15 protein-coding genes are annotated in these 16,176 nt (G+C 54.0%); 6 read left to right on the plus strand and 9 right to left on the minus strand.

Annotated features, from left to right (window positions below; genetic code table 11):
- Positions 1-13 precede the first annotated feature (13 nt).
- The 3 genes from SJY13_RS06940 to SJY13_RS06950 all read right to left on the minus strand — a co-directional run bounded on the left by SJY13_RS06940 (position 14) and on the right by SJY13_RS06950 (position 2,792).
- Positions 14-940 (minus strand): DMT family transporter, encoded by a 927-nt coding sequence (locus SJY13_RS06940; RefSeq protein WP_377189374.1) that lies wholly within the window; start codon positions 938-940, stop codon positions 14-16.
- Positions 941-1,143: 203 nt separating this feature from the next.
- A complete protein-coding gene (locus SJY13_RS06945) occupies positions 1,144-1,851 on the minus strand; it encodes an IS6 family transposase (protein ID WP_377189377.1) in 708 nt (235 codons plus the stop codon).
- A gap of 59 nt (positions 1,852-1,910) precedes the next feature.
- Positions 1,911-2,792: an aminotransferase class IV gene (locus SJY13_RS06950; protein WP_377189380.1), complete on the minus strand. Its 882-nt coding sequence runs from the start codon at positions 2,790-2,792 to the stop codon at positions 1,911-1,913.
- Positions 2,793-2,987: 195 nt separating this feature from the next.
- Between SJY13_RS06950 and SJY13_RS06955 the strand changes: the two genes are divergently transcribed.
- Positions 2,988-3,452, plus strand: a complete 465-nt coding sequence (locus SJY13_RS06955) for an Lrp/AsnC family transcriptional regulator (protein WP_377193585.1) — start codon at positions 2,988-2,990, stop codon at positions 3,450-3,452.
- Between the two features lie 150 nt (positions 3,453-3,602).
- Positions 3,603-4,235, plus strand: a complete 633-nt coding sequence (locus tag SJY13_RS06960; RefSeq protein WP_377189383.1) for a tyrosine-type recombinase/integrase — start codon at positions 3,603-3,605, stop codon at positions 4,233-4,235.
- Positions 4,236-4,503: 268 nt separating this feature from the next.
- Here SJY13_RS06960 and SJY13_RS06965 read toward each other — a convergent pair whose 3' ends face one another.
- Both SJY13_RS06965 and SJY13_RS06970 read right to left on the minus strand, forming a co-directional pair.
- On the minus strand, positions 4,504-6,228 hold the full coding sequence (locus tag SJY13_RS06965) for a sulfatase-like hydrolase/transferase (RefSeq protein WP_377189386.1): 1,725 nt from the start codon (positions 6,226-6,228) through the stop codon (positions 4,504-4,506).
- A gap of 33 nt (positions 6,229-6,261) precedes the next feature.
- Entirely contained in the window at positions 6,262-6,501 is a 240-nt protein-coding gene (locus SJY13_RS06970) for a hypothetical protein (protein ID WP_377189389.1), read from the minus strand.
- Positions 6,502-6,644: 143 nt separating this feature from the next.
- Between SJY13_RS06970 and SJY13_RS06975 the strand changes: the two genes are divergently transcribed.
- Positions 6,645-8,021: a tetratricopeptide repeat protein gene (locus SJY13_RS06975; protein ID WP_377189393.1), complete on the plus strand. Its 1,377-nt coding sequence runs from the start codon at positions 6,645-6,647 to the stop codon at positions 8,019-8,021.
- 244 nt (positions 8,022-8,265) lie between these two features.
- Here the strand turns inward: SJY13_RS06975 and terL are convergent, their stop codons facing one another.
- The 3 genes from terL to SJY13_RS06990 all read right to left on the minus strand — a co-directional run bounded on the left by terL (position 8,266) and on the right by SJY13_RS06990 (position 12,105).
- A complete protein-coding gene (gene terL / locus SJY13_RS06980) occupies positions 8,266-8,652 on the minus strand; it encodes a phage terminase large subunit (RefSeq protein ID WP_377193587.1) in 387 nt (128 codons plus the stop codon).
- Between the two features lie 65 nt (positions 8,653-8,717).
- Positions 8,718-9,425 (minus strand): IS6 family transposase, encoded by a 708-nt coding sequence (locus SJY13_RS06985; protein WP_377189396.1) that lies wholly within the window; start codon positions 9,423-9,425, stop codon positions 8,718-8,720.
- Between the two features lie 1,738 nt (positions 9,426-11,163).
- Positions 11,164-12,105 carry a LysR family transcriptional regulator gene (locus SJY13_RS06990; protein WP_377189399.1) on the minus strand — a complete coding sequence of 314 codons (942 nt, stop codon included), beginning with the start codon at positions 12,103-12,105 and terminating at the stop codon, positions 11,164-11,166.
- Positions 12,106-12,227: 122 nt separating this feature from the next.
- Between SJY13_RS06990 and SJY13_RS06995 the strand changes: the two genes are divergently transcribed.
- Positions 12,228-13,241 (plus strand): D-cysteine desulfhydrase, encoded by a 1,014-nt coding sequence (locus SJY13_RS06995; protein WP_377189402.1) that lies wholly within the window; start codon positions 12,228-12,230, stop codon positions 13,239-13,241.
- Positions 13,242-13,277: 36 nt separating this feature from the next.
- Positions 13,278-13,958 carry an aspartate/glutamate racemase family protein gene (locus tag SJY13_RS07000; protein ID WP_377189405.1) on the plus strand — a complete coding sequence of 227 codons (681 nt, stop codon included), beginning with the start codon at positions 13,278-13,280 and terminating at the stop codon, positions 13,956-13,958.
- 53 nt (positions 13,959-14,011) lie between these two features.
- Here SJY13_RS07000 and SJY13_RS07005 read toward each other — a convergent pair whose 3' ends face one another.
- Entirely contained in the window at positions 14,012-14,896 is an 885-nt protein-coding gene (locus SJY13_RS07005) for a LysR family transcriptional regulator (RefSeq protein ID WP_377189408.1), read from the minus strand.
- Between the two features lie 267 nt (positions 14,897-15,163).
- On the opposite strand from SJY13_RS07005, the gene SJY13_RS07010 reads away from it, so the two are divergent.
- A complete protein-coding gene (locus SJY13_RS07010) occupies positions 15,164-16,129 on the plus strand; it encodes an ABC transporter substrate-binding protein (protein WP_377189411.1) in 966 nt (321 codons plus the stop codon).
- The last annotated feature ends 47 nt before the right edge of the window (positions 16,130-16,176 follow it).

A 16,176-nucleotide genomic window follows, 5' to 3' on the forward strand; every position in this document is an offset into this window, starting at 1 on the left:
GGCAACGCGTGGATCAATGAGGCGGATGATCGGCAGCGGTTGGTTGAAGGTGCAACCGGGTTGCGATCAGAACGCCACCGATGATCATGACACCGCCGACTCCTTGATAGAGCTGCAAGTCGATGCCCCTTAGGGTCACGGATTCGACGGCGACGAGGATCGGCACGAGATAGGCAAACAAGGAAGCTGTCGACGCACCAACTTCGTCGGTGCCGAAATTAAGCAGGTGGAGGTAGATAGCCCCCATGCCAACTCCAATGAACAGGATTGAGCCCCAGACCTGCCAGGAATAGTCCAATGGCTGAAGTGTGCCTGCTTCGTGAATGACAACAAACGGCAGCAACACGACAATGCCAACAACGAAGATCACGAACAGGCCTTCGTTAGGTTTTGGATGCATGTTCCATTTCTTAAGAAGAACCAAATAGAGCCCGCGGCAGGCATTGGAGGCTATCATCAGCAAGAAGGCAAGATGCGGGTCGAAATTGATTAGATTCTCTAAATCACCACGAAATGCAAAAATCAGCGCTCCAACGAGTGCAATTGCAACGCCCAGATACTGGACAGATCGCAATCGTTCGTTGAGCAAAAATGCAGAAAACAGGATCGTCAGCAAAGGCACACTGGTGTATCCGGCACCAAGATCTATCAGGTCGTTGGATTGGAGCGCTGAATAGACAAACCAGGGCGTGGCAACCACGCCGATGCAGGCAAGCACTGTAATACGGAGCCAACTGCTCTGGAAATGTCGATACGGGTTGCTCCATCCTCTCAGAACAAGAGGCAAAACAAAAATTGCTGCAATCAGGCATCGCCAAAATGTCAGCACAACCGGATGAACTTCTTTGACTGCCAAATTACCGAACAAGAAGTTCCCGGCGCTGATCAACATTGCAAGCAACAAAGCCCCGTAGGCCAAGGCAGTTTTATTCACTTTCATGATTGCATCAGAGCATGACCGGCTTTTCAAACAAAGCATCAATCGATGTGGCATTTGCGTGTTAACCGCACTGTATGCTTGTATCACGTCGGCCTCGTCATTCGATAAAGCGACCCAATGCCGACGCCTATGCCCACAAAGGCTACTGCAGGTGCTGTCAGACGAATTCGAACCAGTCTCAGTTTGCCGCGGAAACCGCGAACCTATCCGGAACAAAGTTGACGCCACTCGCTAAGAGCGGCGGCGCGGGTCAGCTTGAAGATGTCTCGGTTGGTGAGCGATCGTTCCTGGTTGAAGTGATTGTAGACAGAGGAATGGACGGAGGCGAATTTCTGTAAACTTCGCATGCGCCTGAACCGTTGCATGGCGCGTTCGCGTCGTCGAAACGGCAGGTGCGAATTCTCAGCGCGGTTGTTGAGCCACCTGCCCGTCTGTTGTTTCTCCAGTACACCCAGTTCTCTGAGTGCGGCTCTGTATGAGGCGAAGCGATCCGTGACGACGGTTTCCACTTTGCCGTGTCGCTTCATCAGTTTCCTGAGAAATTTCAATGCTGCAGCTTTGTTTCGGCGTTTGGTGACAAAGGCTTCCAGCACCTCGCCTTCGTGGTCAACAGCCCGCCAAAGATAATGACGCTTGCCATTTACCTTCACGAAAACCTCATCCATGTGCCACTTCCATTTCGAGAATGCGCGTAGCTTCTGAACACGCTTCCGTCTGATCTCAGCAGCAAACACCGGGCCAAACCTGTTCCACCAATACCGGACAGTTTCGTGGCTCACGTCGATGCCTCGCTCGTGCAACAGATCTTCGACATTCCGAAGCGAGAGCGGGAAACGAATGTACAGCATCACCGCAAGGCGAATGATCTCGGGGCTGGTTTTGAAGTACTTGAAAGAGGCAGGGTTGGTCATGGGCAAAAGCTACGCAACAACCCTGCCCCGCTCAACCAAAGTTCTTCTGACAAGACCCATTACTGTTCAGTCGATCCCGGGTAGCTGATTACGCTCCGATACCTGTCGTCCTCATGGAGTTGCCAATAGAGCGCCATCATTCGTTTCGAGAGCAAGCCCACTTCTCCCGATCCAACGGACTGCCCATCTATTGTAGTCACAGGCATGACGCCTCCGGCCGTTGATGTCACAAAGGCCTCATCCGCCGACTTCAGATCTTCAACCGCGATATCCTGAGCGTGGCACTGGATGCCCATTTCTGCGCACAGATCAAAGATGGTCTGACGTGTAATTCCCAACAAGACGCTAAGGTCGGGTGTTGAAACTACTCCGTCCTTAATTGCAAACATATTGAACCCGGGCCCTTCGGATACATTTCCGTTGGTATCAAGCAGCACCGCGGTGTCCGCCCCCCGCTCGTAGGCGGCATAAAGCGCCTTCACCATATCCAGCCAATGGTAGTTCTTGACGGTTGGGTCGACAGAGGATGGCGGGATACGCAGCACATCCGTCACGGCCAAGTGCAAGCCACGTTCCATCTGTTCTTCGTTGGCGACAGAGCCGAAGGGAATTGCGAACGCAATAAAGCGGTTTTCTGCGTCCCTCGGGTCCCGACTGAAGTCCGGAGATGTCCCCCTTGTGCAGATAAATTCCACATAAGCGCTCTCGAACCCGGACAAGGCCACGCAATTGTGCAGGATTTCAGCCACTTGGGCCTTACTATATGGAATAGACATATGCAGTTCCGCCATCCCACAAAAAAAGCGCTCCAGGTGGTCTCCCAATCTGAAAAAAGCGCCTTTCCACACATGAGCAACATCATAGGTCGCATCCGAATGCAGAAAGCCATAGTCCAGAACCGAAAGCTTTGCCTCCTGGATCGGCAAATATTGTCCGTCCATATATGCAACACCGGGTGGGTAGTTGCGATGATCAACGTGGCGAGCGGTTAAATTGGGCAAATTGTGCATGCTCGAACTTTCGATGCGAGGATTCGGCTTGTTCGCTTGAAAGTACCGTCTTTTTCTGGGCATTTTGCCTGATAAATGATGTATTCCGCGCAAAATGACGCAAAATCGAAAAGGTGAGTGAGCAATATGCCAACTTTGCTGGATGACACCGACAAGAGGCTTCTAGAGCTGCTTCAGCGTAACAATCGCCTGACAGCAGACGAATTAGGGGAACATGTCGGAATCTCACGCTCGTCAGTTCAACGGCGCATGAAACGGTTCAGGGATGAAGGGATCATCGAAGCGGACATTTCTGTCCTGTCCGCTAAAGCCATCGGGCGCCCCATGACCTTTATCGTTGAAGTTGAACTGGAACGCGAACGCACCGATCTGCTGGACGAATTTCGCCGCTCCATGCTTGCGTTGGATGATGTTCAACAATGCTATTATGTAACAGGACACACCGACTTCATTCTGATTGTCACATCCGCGGATATGGCGGCATATGAAGAATTCAGCCGACAGGTGTTTACTGACAATCCCAACATCCAAAGGTTTCACTCAAATGTCGTGGTGAATCGCGTAAAAGCTGGTTTGCAGGTGCCGCTTTAATGTTCCAGTTAGAAAAGTTCCACGCTCAACGGATGTCTGTCTCGGGCTCGCGGCGGCTATCGGTAGCGGCACGTGATGGTGTGATATGGCAGATAGTCAACATCGGGTTGTCGTTGTGGGAGGGTATGGCGGATCGGAGGAGGATCAGTCATGGAAACACCAAACTTACCCGCCATTCGTGCGCTTCGACCTGCTTGGAACAAGGGTCGGATTGTCGGCCAAAAGCGCCCGCTGAAGCCAAAACATGTCTGGGCGATCAGAGTTCGCCTGGAGCTAGCCGAAAACCATCGGGACCTCGCTCTCTTCAACATGGCAATCGACAGCAAGCTTCGCGGCTGTGATCTCGTCCGGATGCAGGTGGTGGATGTCATGGCGTCCGGCCAGATCAAAGAACGCGCCTCAGTTCTGCAGAGCAAAACACAAAAATCTGTTCGCTTCGAGATTTCTGAGGGCACTCGGGCGTCAGTCGCGAAATGGATGGAGGATCCGCTGATGGTCGGATCTGAGTTTCTTTGGCCAGGTCGATTTCACGAACGCCTACATATCTCAACACGGCAGTATGCCCGGATCGTTCGGGATTGGGTCACTTCGATCGGATTGGAGGCAACCGCCTATGGCACCCATTCCATGCGACGGACCAAGGTAACCCAAATATACAAGAAGACCGGCAACCTGCGCGCCGTTCAGCTCCTGCTTGGGCATACCAAGATGGACAGCACGGTCCGATATCTTGGCGTTGAACTTGAGGACGCACTCGCTATTGCTGAAGCGATCGAAATCTGACGACTTGGGCCGTCTTCAGGGGCGGCCCACAACCGACAATCATCGATCAGCTACGCGCCGCGCCCCAGCTTCACCAGAACAGCCCTTCGCTACGTCGGTGAGTTACAAGGCGTTAATGCTGAAGTAATTCGGACAAAGCCCCCCTTCCCATTCCGTTTGTCAATTGACCGGTTCCAATCCTAAACCGAGCAACTCGCCGGTGTTGATCAGAAAAGAAGTGACCGGCACCAATGGGATGCCGACCACACTGCCGAGGTTAATACGCGCATTATTTCTCAGGCGTCTGCACCATGAAAAGAAATTCGGCGACGGCAGCTTCTGATTCAGGCCGCAGGTTCTCGATCCCCTCATACGGTCTGCCAAGACCTGGCCCCTCGTCGGGATACTGTTCTTTGCGTTGAACATGGCGTTGGATCATGCGCACAAACTTTGCACCGCCCCATGCACCAATCTCGGTCGACACTGGGTACTTTTCCTGCGGATCGCGGTAGAGATCGTAGAAATCGGCAAGGATCGCGTTGTCGATACTGCCGCCGGGAATAGCGAGCTTATACTGTTCCTTCACGACCGCTTCGAGCGCGTTGATGGCATATAGGAAGACATAGTCTCGCCTTCCATGCGTGTCTCCGTTCAATAACAATGATGTCTGGTCAACCCCATCGATGACCCGGTCGCGTGGGATGCCGCCGGTGCCGCCGCCAATCCGCGCCAGCGTGGTGAACAGATCGCTTACATGCGTTATGTCGTTCACGATCGAGTTTGCTTCGATCATCCCCGGCCAGCGGACGAAGGCATCAACACGTACACCACCTTCTAAAGTCGCGCCTTTCCCGCCGCGATAGAGCATCGGTGTGAAACCGGACTCAGGTGAAAACTTGGTCGCGTGACCGTTGTCGCCCATGACAATCACGATCGTGTCGTCTGCAATCCCCAATGTATCCATCTCGGCCATCAGGTCGCCAATCCACTGATCCACCAGCTTCATCTTCTCGACATAGGTGCCGCCATTGGGGGTGGTGTATTCGGCCGTGGTCGTTCGCGGCCCGACAATCGGATAGAGGGGCCAATAGTTCAGGAAGAACGGCTCATCCTTTGCGGCAAGTTCGCGCAGTTGCTCCATCGCCTGATCTTGATAGCGCAGGTTCATCTCATGGTACTTTTGTTCAGTCCAGCGTTCACCCGGCTCCATGTGGACTTCACGCACATTCGTATCGCGTACGCCCTCCACACCGGTTGCCATGGCGGAGGCATCCGAACGAAACCAATTGTCTTTCGTGTGGCGGCTGTCGTAGTTGTTTTCACCGATCCCAATCGTGATTTCCTCGTTCGCACCGTCATCATGGTAAAGCGTCAGTTGCCCCTGCTGGTGGATTGGAAAGGCGGCATAATCAAAGCCTTGAAAATTCGGCCAGGCTTCGCGGATGTCGCCCAGATGCCACTTGCCGATGTGGACGGTGTTGTACCCGGCATCTGACAAGACCTCGGCAAGCGTCACTTCCTTATCCGCAAGACCAAAGCCGGAGATATCGACCGCCGTGTTTCCCATTCCATTGCGGATGGGATGGCGTCCGGTCATGAATGCAACCCGTGTCGGCGTGCAGGAGGGCTCGGTGTACATCCGGGCCAGTCTCATGCCCTCTGTCGCCAACTCGTTGACCGCGGGAGTTTTATAACCCCTGACTGCATTCATTGTTGGATTGCCCATGTCGCCAAAGCCGACGTCATCAAGCAGGACGTACAGAATATTGGGTGGATTGCCGCCATTCTGCTCACGAAAGTCGGCCATGACCGCGTCGATTTCCTGATCTTCCGCAGTCCAACGTTCGCCATGCTGTTTTTCAAGTATGTAGTATTCAGCATCCCGGACGATGGGGTCTTCTTGGGCCTGGGCTGTTGCCGATAAGGTCAGCGCCGAGGCGGCTGTTAAGGTCAGTAGGCGTTTCATAGTGGCTCCCATTTGTTGTCTGATTTTTTGGGTATCAGGATCATTCACTCAGACAGGCGCGATTGGCTTCGCCAACACGTGTCATTCATTTTGTGGCTTTTCGGCACGCTCTGGCAGCGTCGCGAGATACGCCATAATCTCTTCTTCGAGACCGGCGAGGCTGGATCGCATGTGAGCAATTTGGTCGACTGAAGGCCCTGCACCTAAGAGGCGGGAAAGCTCTTCATAGTCGCCTATGATTTCCCTAATGACTTTGTCATCCTTGCAAAGCGCGTCTATTTTAGGTCTGTGCTCCGCAAATTTGTCGTCCAAAACACTCATCTGCCGGGCCCTTTCAACAACCCAATTCAATTCACATATTAAAATACAACAGCACCAGTGGTCACAGTAGGTATCATGCAGTAAGTTACGGGGTAACATGTTTGATTTCAGGGGCTTGCCAGCGGCCTTGAGTTGGGAACCAAATGAACAGCGGCACCGTTTCATCGCAATCTGATACCGGCTTTCCGGATCAGATGATCGACGCTCTTGCTGTACAGCAAGAGCTCGAAAAGGTCTTGGACAGCGAGGACCTCGCAGGCGCGGCCCGACTTCAGTCTTTTCTGCGCTACGTGGTGGACGAGGCACTCGCCGGACGAGGCAATGCCATCCGCGCCAAGACAATTGGCGAAGATGTCTATGGAGTTTTTTCCAACCAAGGCGAAGATCCATTGGCCATTGTCAGAGTTGACGCCGGACGGCTGCGGCGGCGTCTGAGTGCTTATTATCAGCGTCCGGAAAACACAAACGCGATCCGCATACACATAGACAAAGGCGGTTACGCGCCCCGTTTCGAAACGCTGCCGCAGAAATTCGAACCGTCATCTCCCGAACGCGTTGCTTCAATCCCTGTTGTCGCACGAACGAAACTCTGGATCAGCCTCGCCGCAGCTACAACCATTGTCCTAATTGCTGCAATCACCCTGCTTACTCCTTTTGGACACAAGGACAGTATCACCACCGGGCCAGATGGCGCGTCAAAACTGGCAGAGAGGGATGCGTTGTTTGCGGTCTCTCCAGCCAAGCTACAGGCAAAAAACCTCGCTGAAGATGCGCGCAACCTGATGTTCCCGGCATTGGATCGACAACGGCTGATGGCGTCGCTGGCGCTGTTCGAACAAGTCATTGCGCTCGACCCCGATTACTACGCCGGGTTCGCGGGGGCTGCTCAGATCAACGCGATGCTGGCCTCGCAAATGCCCGATACACCAGCGCGAGAGGACTATATCGCGAAAGCAAAGGAGCGCGCAGAACGCGCGGTTGTACTTGCTTCCGGTGAGCCTTGGTCGCAGTCCGCCATGGCGATGGTGTACTTTGCCGAAAAGGACTGTCGGACGGCCGCGACCTATTCCGAACGCGCCACCCGCCTCAGCCCCAGGGATTTATATGCCCAAAATTTCGATGCCTTAATCGCGCTATTTTGCGGCGAGTTCGACCGTGCGGTTCAAGTGGCCAAACCTCTTATCGGAACCAGTGAGCTTTCAGAACGGCTTATTTTTCGCAATGTTGCCGCCACGGCAGAATTTCACCGCGGGAATTTCCAGGACACAATCGACATTTATAATTTAGCAGTAAACGCCGGTGCTCCCGTTGGTGCTCTGACCCTAACCTACCTTGCGGCTGCGAACGCGAAACTGGACCAAACTCAAGAGGCAACACGATACGTAAGCCTTCTCACGGAATCCTGGCCTGACTTTCCACTGGAAAGCTTTCTGTCTGCAGTATTCATCGTGCCTGACCACGCCAATCCAGTGATCGAAGCTTTGGAAAAGGCTGGATGGCAATCCACGGCAGGCCGATAGCATTGCAAGGTTGCATCAATATCCTTTTGTTCGCATCAATGATGTCCGCTCTGGACCCTGAGCCGCTTTGCGGTGGTACAGAAAAAGACCTGTTTTCATGATCAACAAATGTCAGCTCCCAGCGATATCGCTCGATCACATCGCAACCGCAGCGAATGGCCGCTTCCCGCCCTTCGGGCCCAATGGCCAAGGTTTCGCTGGGCGGCTCAAGGCCGACTATCGGCCTCGAACTTTGTTTTCTGTTCTACTGCCTTCTTACCCTCTCTCGATTACGCTCCCGACGTTCGATGTTGATCCGGTGGTCGCGACCCAATGCCCGGTAGAATCCCAGTCCCTTGGACCAGTTCAGAAAATGGGCAAAGCTATCGACCTGATCGTCGTTACGCCCGCGTGGAAAGGACTGAAGCTCTCGTTTGAACGTCGCCAGCCAGGGCGCGTCTGCAGGCAGGTACACCTTGCCCTCTTCGACAGGACCGCACGCGGACTGGAACCGGGTTTCCTTGTCCTTGTCAGGTCTAATGCGTTCATAGCGCCGGCGGTCATCACGAAAAAGCTCGTCCAAAAGCGGTTTGCCAGAAGCGGCATCCTCGATCAGAACTCGATCCGGTTCCCAACGGCCGACAAGCTGCAGCGCCTTTGCTTTGGTGCTGTCAGACTAATTCGAACCAGTCTCAGTTTGCCGCGGAAACGGCGAACCTATCCGGAACAGAGTTGACGCCACTCGCTAAGAGCGGCGGCGCGGGTCAGCTTGAAGGTGTCTCGACTGGCTAACGATCTTTCCTGGTTGAAGTGGTTGTAGACAGAGGAATGGACGGAGGCGAATTTCTGCAAACTTCGCATGCGCCTGAAACGTTGCATAGCGCGCTCTCTTCGTCGGAAAGGCAGGTGCGAATTCTCAACGCGGTTGTTGAGCCACCTGCCCGTCTGTTGTTTTTCGAGAGCACCCAAATCTCTGAGCGCTGCTTTGTAGGATGCAAAACGGTCGGTAACGATCTCTTCGGCGCAACCGTGCCGTTTCATCAATTTCTTAAGGAATTTCAGTGCTGCAGCTTTGTTTCGGCGTTTGGTGACAACGGCTTCCAGCACCTCGCCCTCGTGATCAACAGCCCGCCACAGATAGTGTCGCTTGCCATTCACCTTCACAAAGACCTCGTCGACGTGCCATTTCCATTTCGAGTGTGCTCGCAATTGCTGAACTCGCTTTTGTCTGATCTCGGAGGCAAACATCGGACCGAACCTGTTCCACCAATATCGGACGGTTTCGTGGCTCACCTCAATTCCCCGTTCGTGCAACAAGTCTTCGACATTCCGAAGCGACAATGGGAACCGAACGTACAGCATGACTGCCAGACGAATGACCTCTGGACTGGTCTTGAAGTACTTGAATGGCGATTGTTTGATCATGCGCGAAGGCTACGAGAGCACCCTGCCCGCCTCAACCCAAGTTCTTCTGACAAGACCTCGCGAAAACAGGTCGTAATTTTTTGCCCGACCATTGGCCTAAACCTACTCTCACAAACGCGACAGTTCTGCCTCCATATTTTTAGTCAGATGTCTCCATCTTAGGCGAACCACCACCAGGTTCCGTCAGAAGCACCATTTATCGTCCTTAGCGAAAACCACGACGAACCAAACGGATATGGGTTTTGCATTGATACATATGGGGCCGGGCAGTCTGATCTTTTGCAGACCCATTCTTGCAAACCGCCCAGTGAGGGTGAACCGCGCAGCTATGAAGGCCATGACACGCGTTTTGAGTACAACGCAGACACCATGCAGGTCGTATCTTACCCGTTTGAAGGCTTCTGCATGCAGGCCTTAATCGCTACAGGAAAGTCGGAGTTTGCACTGTTGGAATGCAGCGATCATCCTCGCCAAAAGTTCATTTACGACGATACAGATCAGACTCTGCGACTAAACGAGGACCAAGTTAATTGCGTGGTAGTAGCATCGGAAACAGTCCCAGCGGGTCCGTGGGTGAAACGGCCACTCTCGTAGGAATCCTGCGATGAAGTCGAGGCGTCTCTAAAACAGTGGAGCATTGTCACTGAATGACGCATAGCGGGGTATTCTCTCTGCCGTTCACTCCCATGTGCTGTCCTCAGTTTTGTGACCATGCGCTTCCTGCCATCACGGAAGTGAAAGCTGCAGGCGCCCCTACCCGATCCGCGCCACTCCGCGCCCATTGATATTTTGTCCGCGACAAACGGCAAAGCGTGCCGAGTTCCCAGCTGACGTAGCCCAAGACGGGGCTGTCTTATGAACTTCCGCCCATTGGCGATCCTGCCTCCACTCGTGATTGCCGTGCTCGGCTTCAATTGGATGACTCGGGAACAGTCCAAGGACATCACCCGTCACGAAGAAACCCGTCCCGCGGTGCGCGCGATGGAGATCCTACCGCATCCAGTCGCAGCAAGAGGCCGCGCGACCGTTTGAAGGGAATGTATAGTGATAAGGTTGGCATTGTTCTCTTCATGAATGATGGAAAGCCGCTACGTGAAAAAAACAAAAAAGGCCGCTCACGAGGCGGCCTTCAGATCGGAAACCTGTCAGACCGCTTTAACGTGCTACGGCACCTACCGCGCAAAGCATTGAAGTCTGACGATTCATCATATCTGATCTCTCCTTTGTCAGGGTTTCCAGTTCCGCAAGCTACAAGACGGGTAGCTTCGGCTCGACAACCTTTAGATGTATTGGTCGAATTTCGCTGGATTTCGAACCAACGCCTATTTGCGTTGAAAAAGCGCTTCGTCCTGGTCGCGTCCATTTGCAAGCCCCCATTGCGGCACGTCCGTCTGCTACGCTGCAATAAGCCCCTGGGCTGCCATTGCCGCCCAAACTGGCCGCTGCGGTCGCACTCGGCTGATCGCAGCCCAAAGCGGTCGTTGCCGATCCGCTGGTCGGGCGGAAGGCGATCTTTCGCTGCATGCACGAAACTTAATTGCGTAACCGGCCAAAGCAGACACTCGGCCTTAGTCAGTCCTATCTATTCTGGATTGCTGACCGTCCCCTAGAAGTGAATTCTTCGTGGACTTCACGAATTCCGGCAGTGCAGCATCACCTCAAATGCAGCGATTGATCAGTCAGCGCCCAATTTGCCCATTTTCCGTTCTGCTGCAGTAGCGCTCTGATCGCTCCAAAATTATTCTGACTCAATGCAGCTTTTCGCATCGTCGGGTAGGTGTTGTGACGAAACAAAAATTTGCAATTGGTCGCCAAGGTGTTGCCATACCTGCTCACTGTGCTCTGACTGTGTTTCTACCAAGCGGACCATATTGATTGTCAGGGGCTGCGCGGGCAGCACGTCATCAAGGCGCACAAGCAGACCCTGTGCGAGCGGGTCGGCAACCAGTGAGTGGGGCAACCACGCAACACCGATTTCATTCAGAGAATATTGCAGCATGGCAAGCGTCAGAGCGGTTTCAGCTCTGGGTAACGCAGTGACGCCTGTGGGCAAACGCGGGGCGACCATCCGGGAAAAGACCTGCCCAAGAAATACTTCGGGCGGGTAACTGATTGTTGGAATTACCGCTTCTGTTGCCTTGCTGCGCATTGCGGGCGCACAGACTGGCAGCAAAAAATCTGAACCAAGTGTCCTGGCTTCGAAGGCGTTTCCAGGTCCGGGCATTTTGCCATCAGGAATCGCGTACATGATCGCAAAATCAACTTCCTTCGAGATTAGCAGCAAGAGGCATTCGTCCTGGTTCCCGGAACGCACGCACACCGAAGCATCGCCATTTTCCGTCAATGCGTACACAACCTTGGGCGAAACGGTTGTAGTCAATGCATGTTGGCAGACAAAGGACAGGGAATTGCCGGCCTGATCACTCGCAGTCTTCAAAGTATGTCGCAGTTTGTGTAACCGCGAGCTGAGTTCACGCAATTCGAGCTCCAGCGCCTGTACACCTGGCATCAGAGATACGGGCTTGCGGCGGCGGTCGAACAGGGTCGTGCCGATATTGTCTTCGATAAGGCGCACCCGGCGCGTAAAGGCAGATTGGGTCAGCAACCGCTTGTCAGCAGCGCGCGCCAATGAGCCGCTATCAAGTACGGCCAATATGTCATCAATCCATTCAAGGCGCATAAAACGTAGATAACGCAGCCTCGCGTAATATGCAACTCTTGCAATATAGGCGTCAACTTTCGAATTTGAATACAGAGATAGCGAGGAGTAAGTTGACGTAAATCAATATTAGGAGCTCTCACATGCATCTTGCCCGCTTCCCTCGCCTGCACTTAGCTCATCTTCCGACGCCGCTTGAGCCGATGAAACGTCTGTCAAAAGAGCTGGGTGTCGAAATCTGGATCAAGCGGGACGACTGCACTGGCATGTCAACTGGGGGCAACAAGACCCGCAAGCTTGAATTCCTGATGGCAGAGGCCGAAGCGCAGGGTGCAGATATGGTAATGACTCAGGGGGCTACGCAAACCAATCACGGCCGACAGACCGCAGCATTTGCCGCCAAGCTTGGGCTCGATTGTCATATCCTTCTGGAAGATCGCACAGGGTATGAAGATGCCAACTACAACACCAATGGCAATGTGCTGCTTGATCATCTGCATGGCGCGACCACGGAAAAGTTTGCCGGTGGCCACGACATGCCGGGCGAGATGGAGAAAGCAGCCAACAAGAAACGGGCAGAGGGACGCAATGTCTATGTCATTCCAGGCGGCGGATCGAACCCGACTGGGGCGCTCGGCTATGTGAATGCCGCTTTTGAGATTATAGGTCAGGCCAATGACAGCGGTTTGAGAATTGATCGATTGGTGCATGCGACCGGCTCTTCGGGAACACAGGCAGGGCTTGTTACGGGCATGTGCGCAATGAGTGCTCAGGTGCCCGTGCTGGGCATCGGCACAAGGGCGCCGCAACCCAAACAGGAACAAATGGTTTACGACCTTGCCTGCAAAACTGCCGAGAAGCTGGGATGCGCAGATGTGGTCAGGCGCGAGGACGTGATGGCCAATACCGACTATGTCGGCGAGGGCTATGGCCTGCCGACCACAAGCGGCATAGAGGCGATCCAGATGTTTGCCGAACTGGAGGGCATCCTTCTGGATCCGTGCTACTCGGCCAAGGGTGCAGCGGGTTTGATCGATCTTGCGCGCAAGGGTGAGTTTAAAGATGAGCGGGTCGTGTTCCTGCACACCGGGGGCGCTGCAGCTCTCGGAGGGTATGACTTTGCCTTTGATCATCAAAACCGCTGGGTGACTGTCTGAGCCATGGCGCCGCGTCCGGTCGGCATTCTTGGTGGCATGGGGCCCGAAGCGACCATCCTCCTCCAGAGTAAGCTGGTGGAGGCGGTGCCTGCGAGTGATGACTGCGACCACATCCCGCTGTTGATCGACATGAACCCGCAAGTACCGTCGCGGATGGCGCATTTGATCGCAGGCACCGGAGAAAATCCTGGGCCGACGCTGGCCACAATGGCGCGTCGTCTTCAGACTGCCGGATCCTTGGCGCTGGCAATGCCGTGCAACACCGCGCATCACTATGCCAAAGCAATCACAGGTGCGGTGAACATCCCGCTGTTGAACATGGTTGACCTGACAGCTGATTATGCAGCCAGAACGATTGGCTCCGGGGGGTGTGTCGGTATGCTTGCTTCGCCCGCCGTGCGGCGCACACGTTTGTTCGAAACTGCACTGTCGGCGCGAGGGCTTTCTGTCGTCTGGCCCAAAGATGATGAAGAAATGCTGTCGGCAATCCGCAGCATCAAAGCAAACGGCCCTTGTAGCGATGCGCGCGAAACATTGCGGGGTGCTTCGCATGAACTTGTTGCAGCAAGCGTAGACCTGCAAATCGTTGCGTGTTCGGAATTCTCGCTAATTGCCGACAGTGTGGCGGCGGACGCCAATGTTATCGACACCATCGACCTGCTGGTCGCCGAAATTTGTAAATTTTCTCAGTCGGGTCAACATGGTGAGGCGGAATAGCGAGGGCTATTATTCCTTGGGACGACATGGGTTTGGGAAACAGGCGGGTTAGCTTAAAATCGATCCCAAAACTGGCGGGCAGTTTTGTCAAAGATTGTCGGATTGGAAAAGGCAGAAATCGTGAGCGTCGCACACCAAGTGTCATCGCCGATAGGCACCAGCAGTCCCGCGTCAAGTTCAACCGAAATCGCGGTTTCAGGCATCCAAGCGAAGCCACTTCCGGTCATCAGGCGCCGTTTGATGGTCTCAACCAAACTATCGACATAGATCGTCTCAGCATTCAGCGGTTTCCGATCTATGGTATTTTCAACAACCATGCCCAGAAATGACGAGCGGTCATAGGCCAGATATGGGATTGGCGGGCCATCCTGACGTGCGAGGTTCCACCCCATGGTGCGCGCCGATTCAGTCGCAGCCACCGGCACCAGACGATCCTTCAACAGATCCTTTCGCTCGAATGCAGCCTCGTCAATCATCGGCGAGACCGAGTGGTGATAATAGCACAACAGGATGTCGACTGCGCCTTCGACCAAAAGATCGCAGCAGGTGCTTAAGGAATCGGACAGTACACGTGTGCGCAAATCGGGGATTTGCAGTTGCAACTCTTCGATCCGGGCAGCCAGATAATTGACCGCAAGGGTGTGAAGCACCGAAAATCGAATGAATCGGCTGTCCCCCCTGTCAGCATCCCGCAGTGATTGACGTGATTCTGACAACTGCGATATCGCAGCCAAGGCAACGGGCAGAAACTGTTGTCCCGCCTCTGTCAGTTGCACCGGATATGTGGCCCGGTTGACCAATGGCAGCCCGACCCAACTCTCCAACGCTTTGATTCTACGACTGAATGCAGATTGTGTTATGTTACGTTCGTCGGACGCACGGGTGAAGTTCAGCGTTCGGGCAAGGCACTCAAAATCACGCAGCCAGTTCAGATCCAATGGAAGTTCCTACATGTCAAAGGGCGCATTGGCCAAGCATAACTGTAACTATGCACAAAACGAATAGTTTGATGAAATGTTCGAATTGGCCCTCGGAAAACCTCATGATCTAGACTTCCAGGCAGGACTTGGCGGTTTGCGCCTTTTTCAGCCTTCCGGCTGCAGTCGCAGCCCGAGACAATTTAGCACGATCCTATGGCGCGATAGGAAATCGAATGACTAAAGAACGACGCCAAAACACGGCGCAAATCAACAGAGGAGACTATCATGAGAACGAATCTGACGACACTGGGCCTTGCGGCTGCGGTTGGTATCTATGCAATGCCTGCTTTTGCTGCCGAAGAGGTCAAGATCGGTGTGCCGTCCTGGACCGGGGCGCAAGCAATTGCGCATCTTCTGGGGGCAGTTGTTGAGACGCGCATCGGAGGTACGGTAGAATTTGTGCCGGGGAACAACGCCACTATTTTCCAGGCAATGGATCAGGGTAAGGGCGACATCGACGTGCATCCCGATGTGTGGCTGCCCAATCAAGAGAGCTTTACCAAAAAATATGTAGATGAGGCCGGAACGGTAACCCTGTCCTCGAACCCATACGAAGGCAATCAGGGCTTTTGCGTCAGCCAGGACTTTGGCCAGGCCAACAACATCACTGACATCGCTGATTTGGGCCGTCCGGACGTCGCTGCACTGATGGATAGCGATGGCAATGGTAAGGGCGAAATGTGGATCGGCGCGCCGGGCTGGGCGTCGGCGAATGTGAACGAGGTTAAAACCCGGGACTACGGCCTGCTTGATTTCATCGAGCCGGTGCGTGCTGAAGAAAGTGTGAAAACCGCGCGGATCAAGGATAGTATCGCTAAGGGCGAAGGATATGCCTTCTACTGCTACAAACCGCACGCGGTTTGGTACATGTTCGACGTCCAGATGTTGAGTGAACCGACATTTGACCCCGCGAAATACGTGATGGTTCAGCCATCTGATGATCCGGATTGGTACACCAATTCCAGTGTTGCCACCAAAGACGCGCTTAAGAACGTTCAGATCGCCTGGTCCAATACCCTCCCGGATCGCTCTCCTGCGATTGCCGATTTTTTTGCGAATTTCCAAGTGACGGCTGATGACGTCAGCGGGTTCGCCTACGAAATCAGCGGGAAAGGACGTGATCCGGCAGAGGTCGCCCGCGAATGGGTCGACGCCAATCCTGACCGCGTGGACGCCTGGTTGGGCCTCTGATCTCGCTCAAGGAACACGGTGGCGCCGTTTCATGGCGCCACCCGAAC

The organism is Ruegeria meonggei, from assembly GCF_042768335.1.
GTDB classification, from domain to species: Bacteria; Pseudomonadota; Alphaproteobacteria; order Rhodobacterales; family Rhodobacteraceae; genus Ruegeria; species Ruegeria meonggei.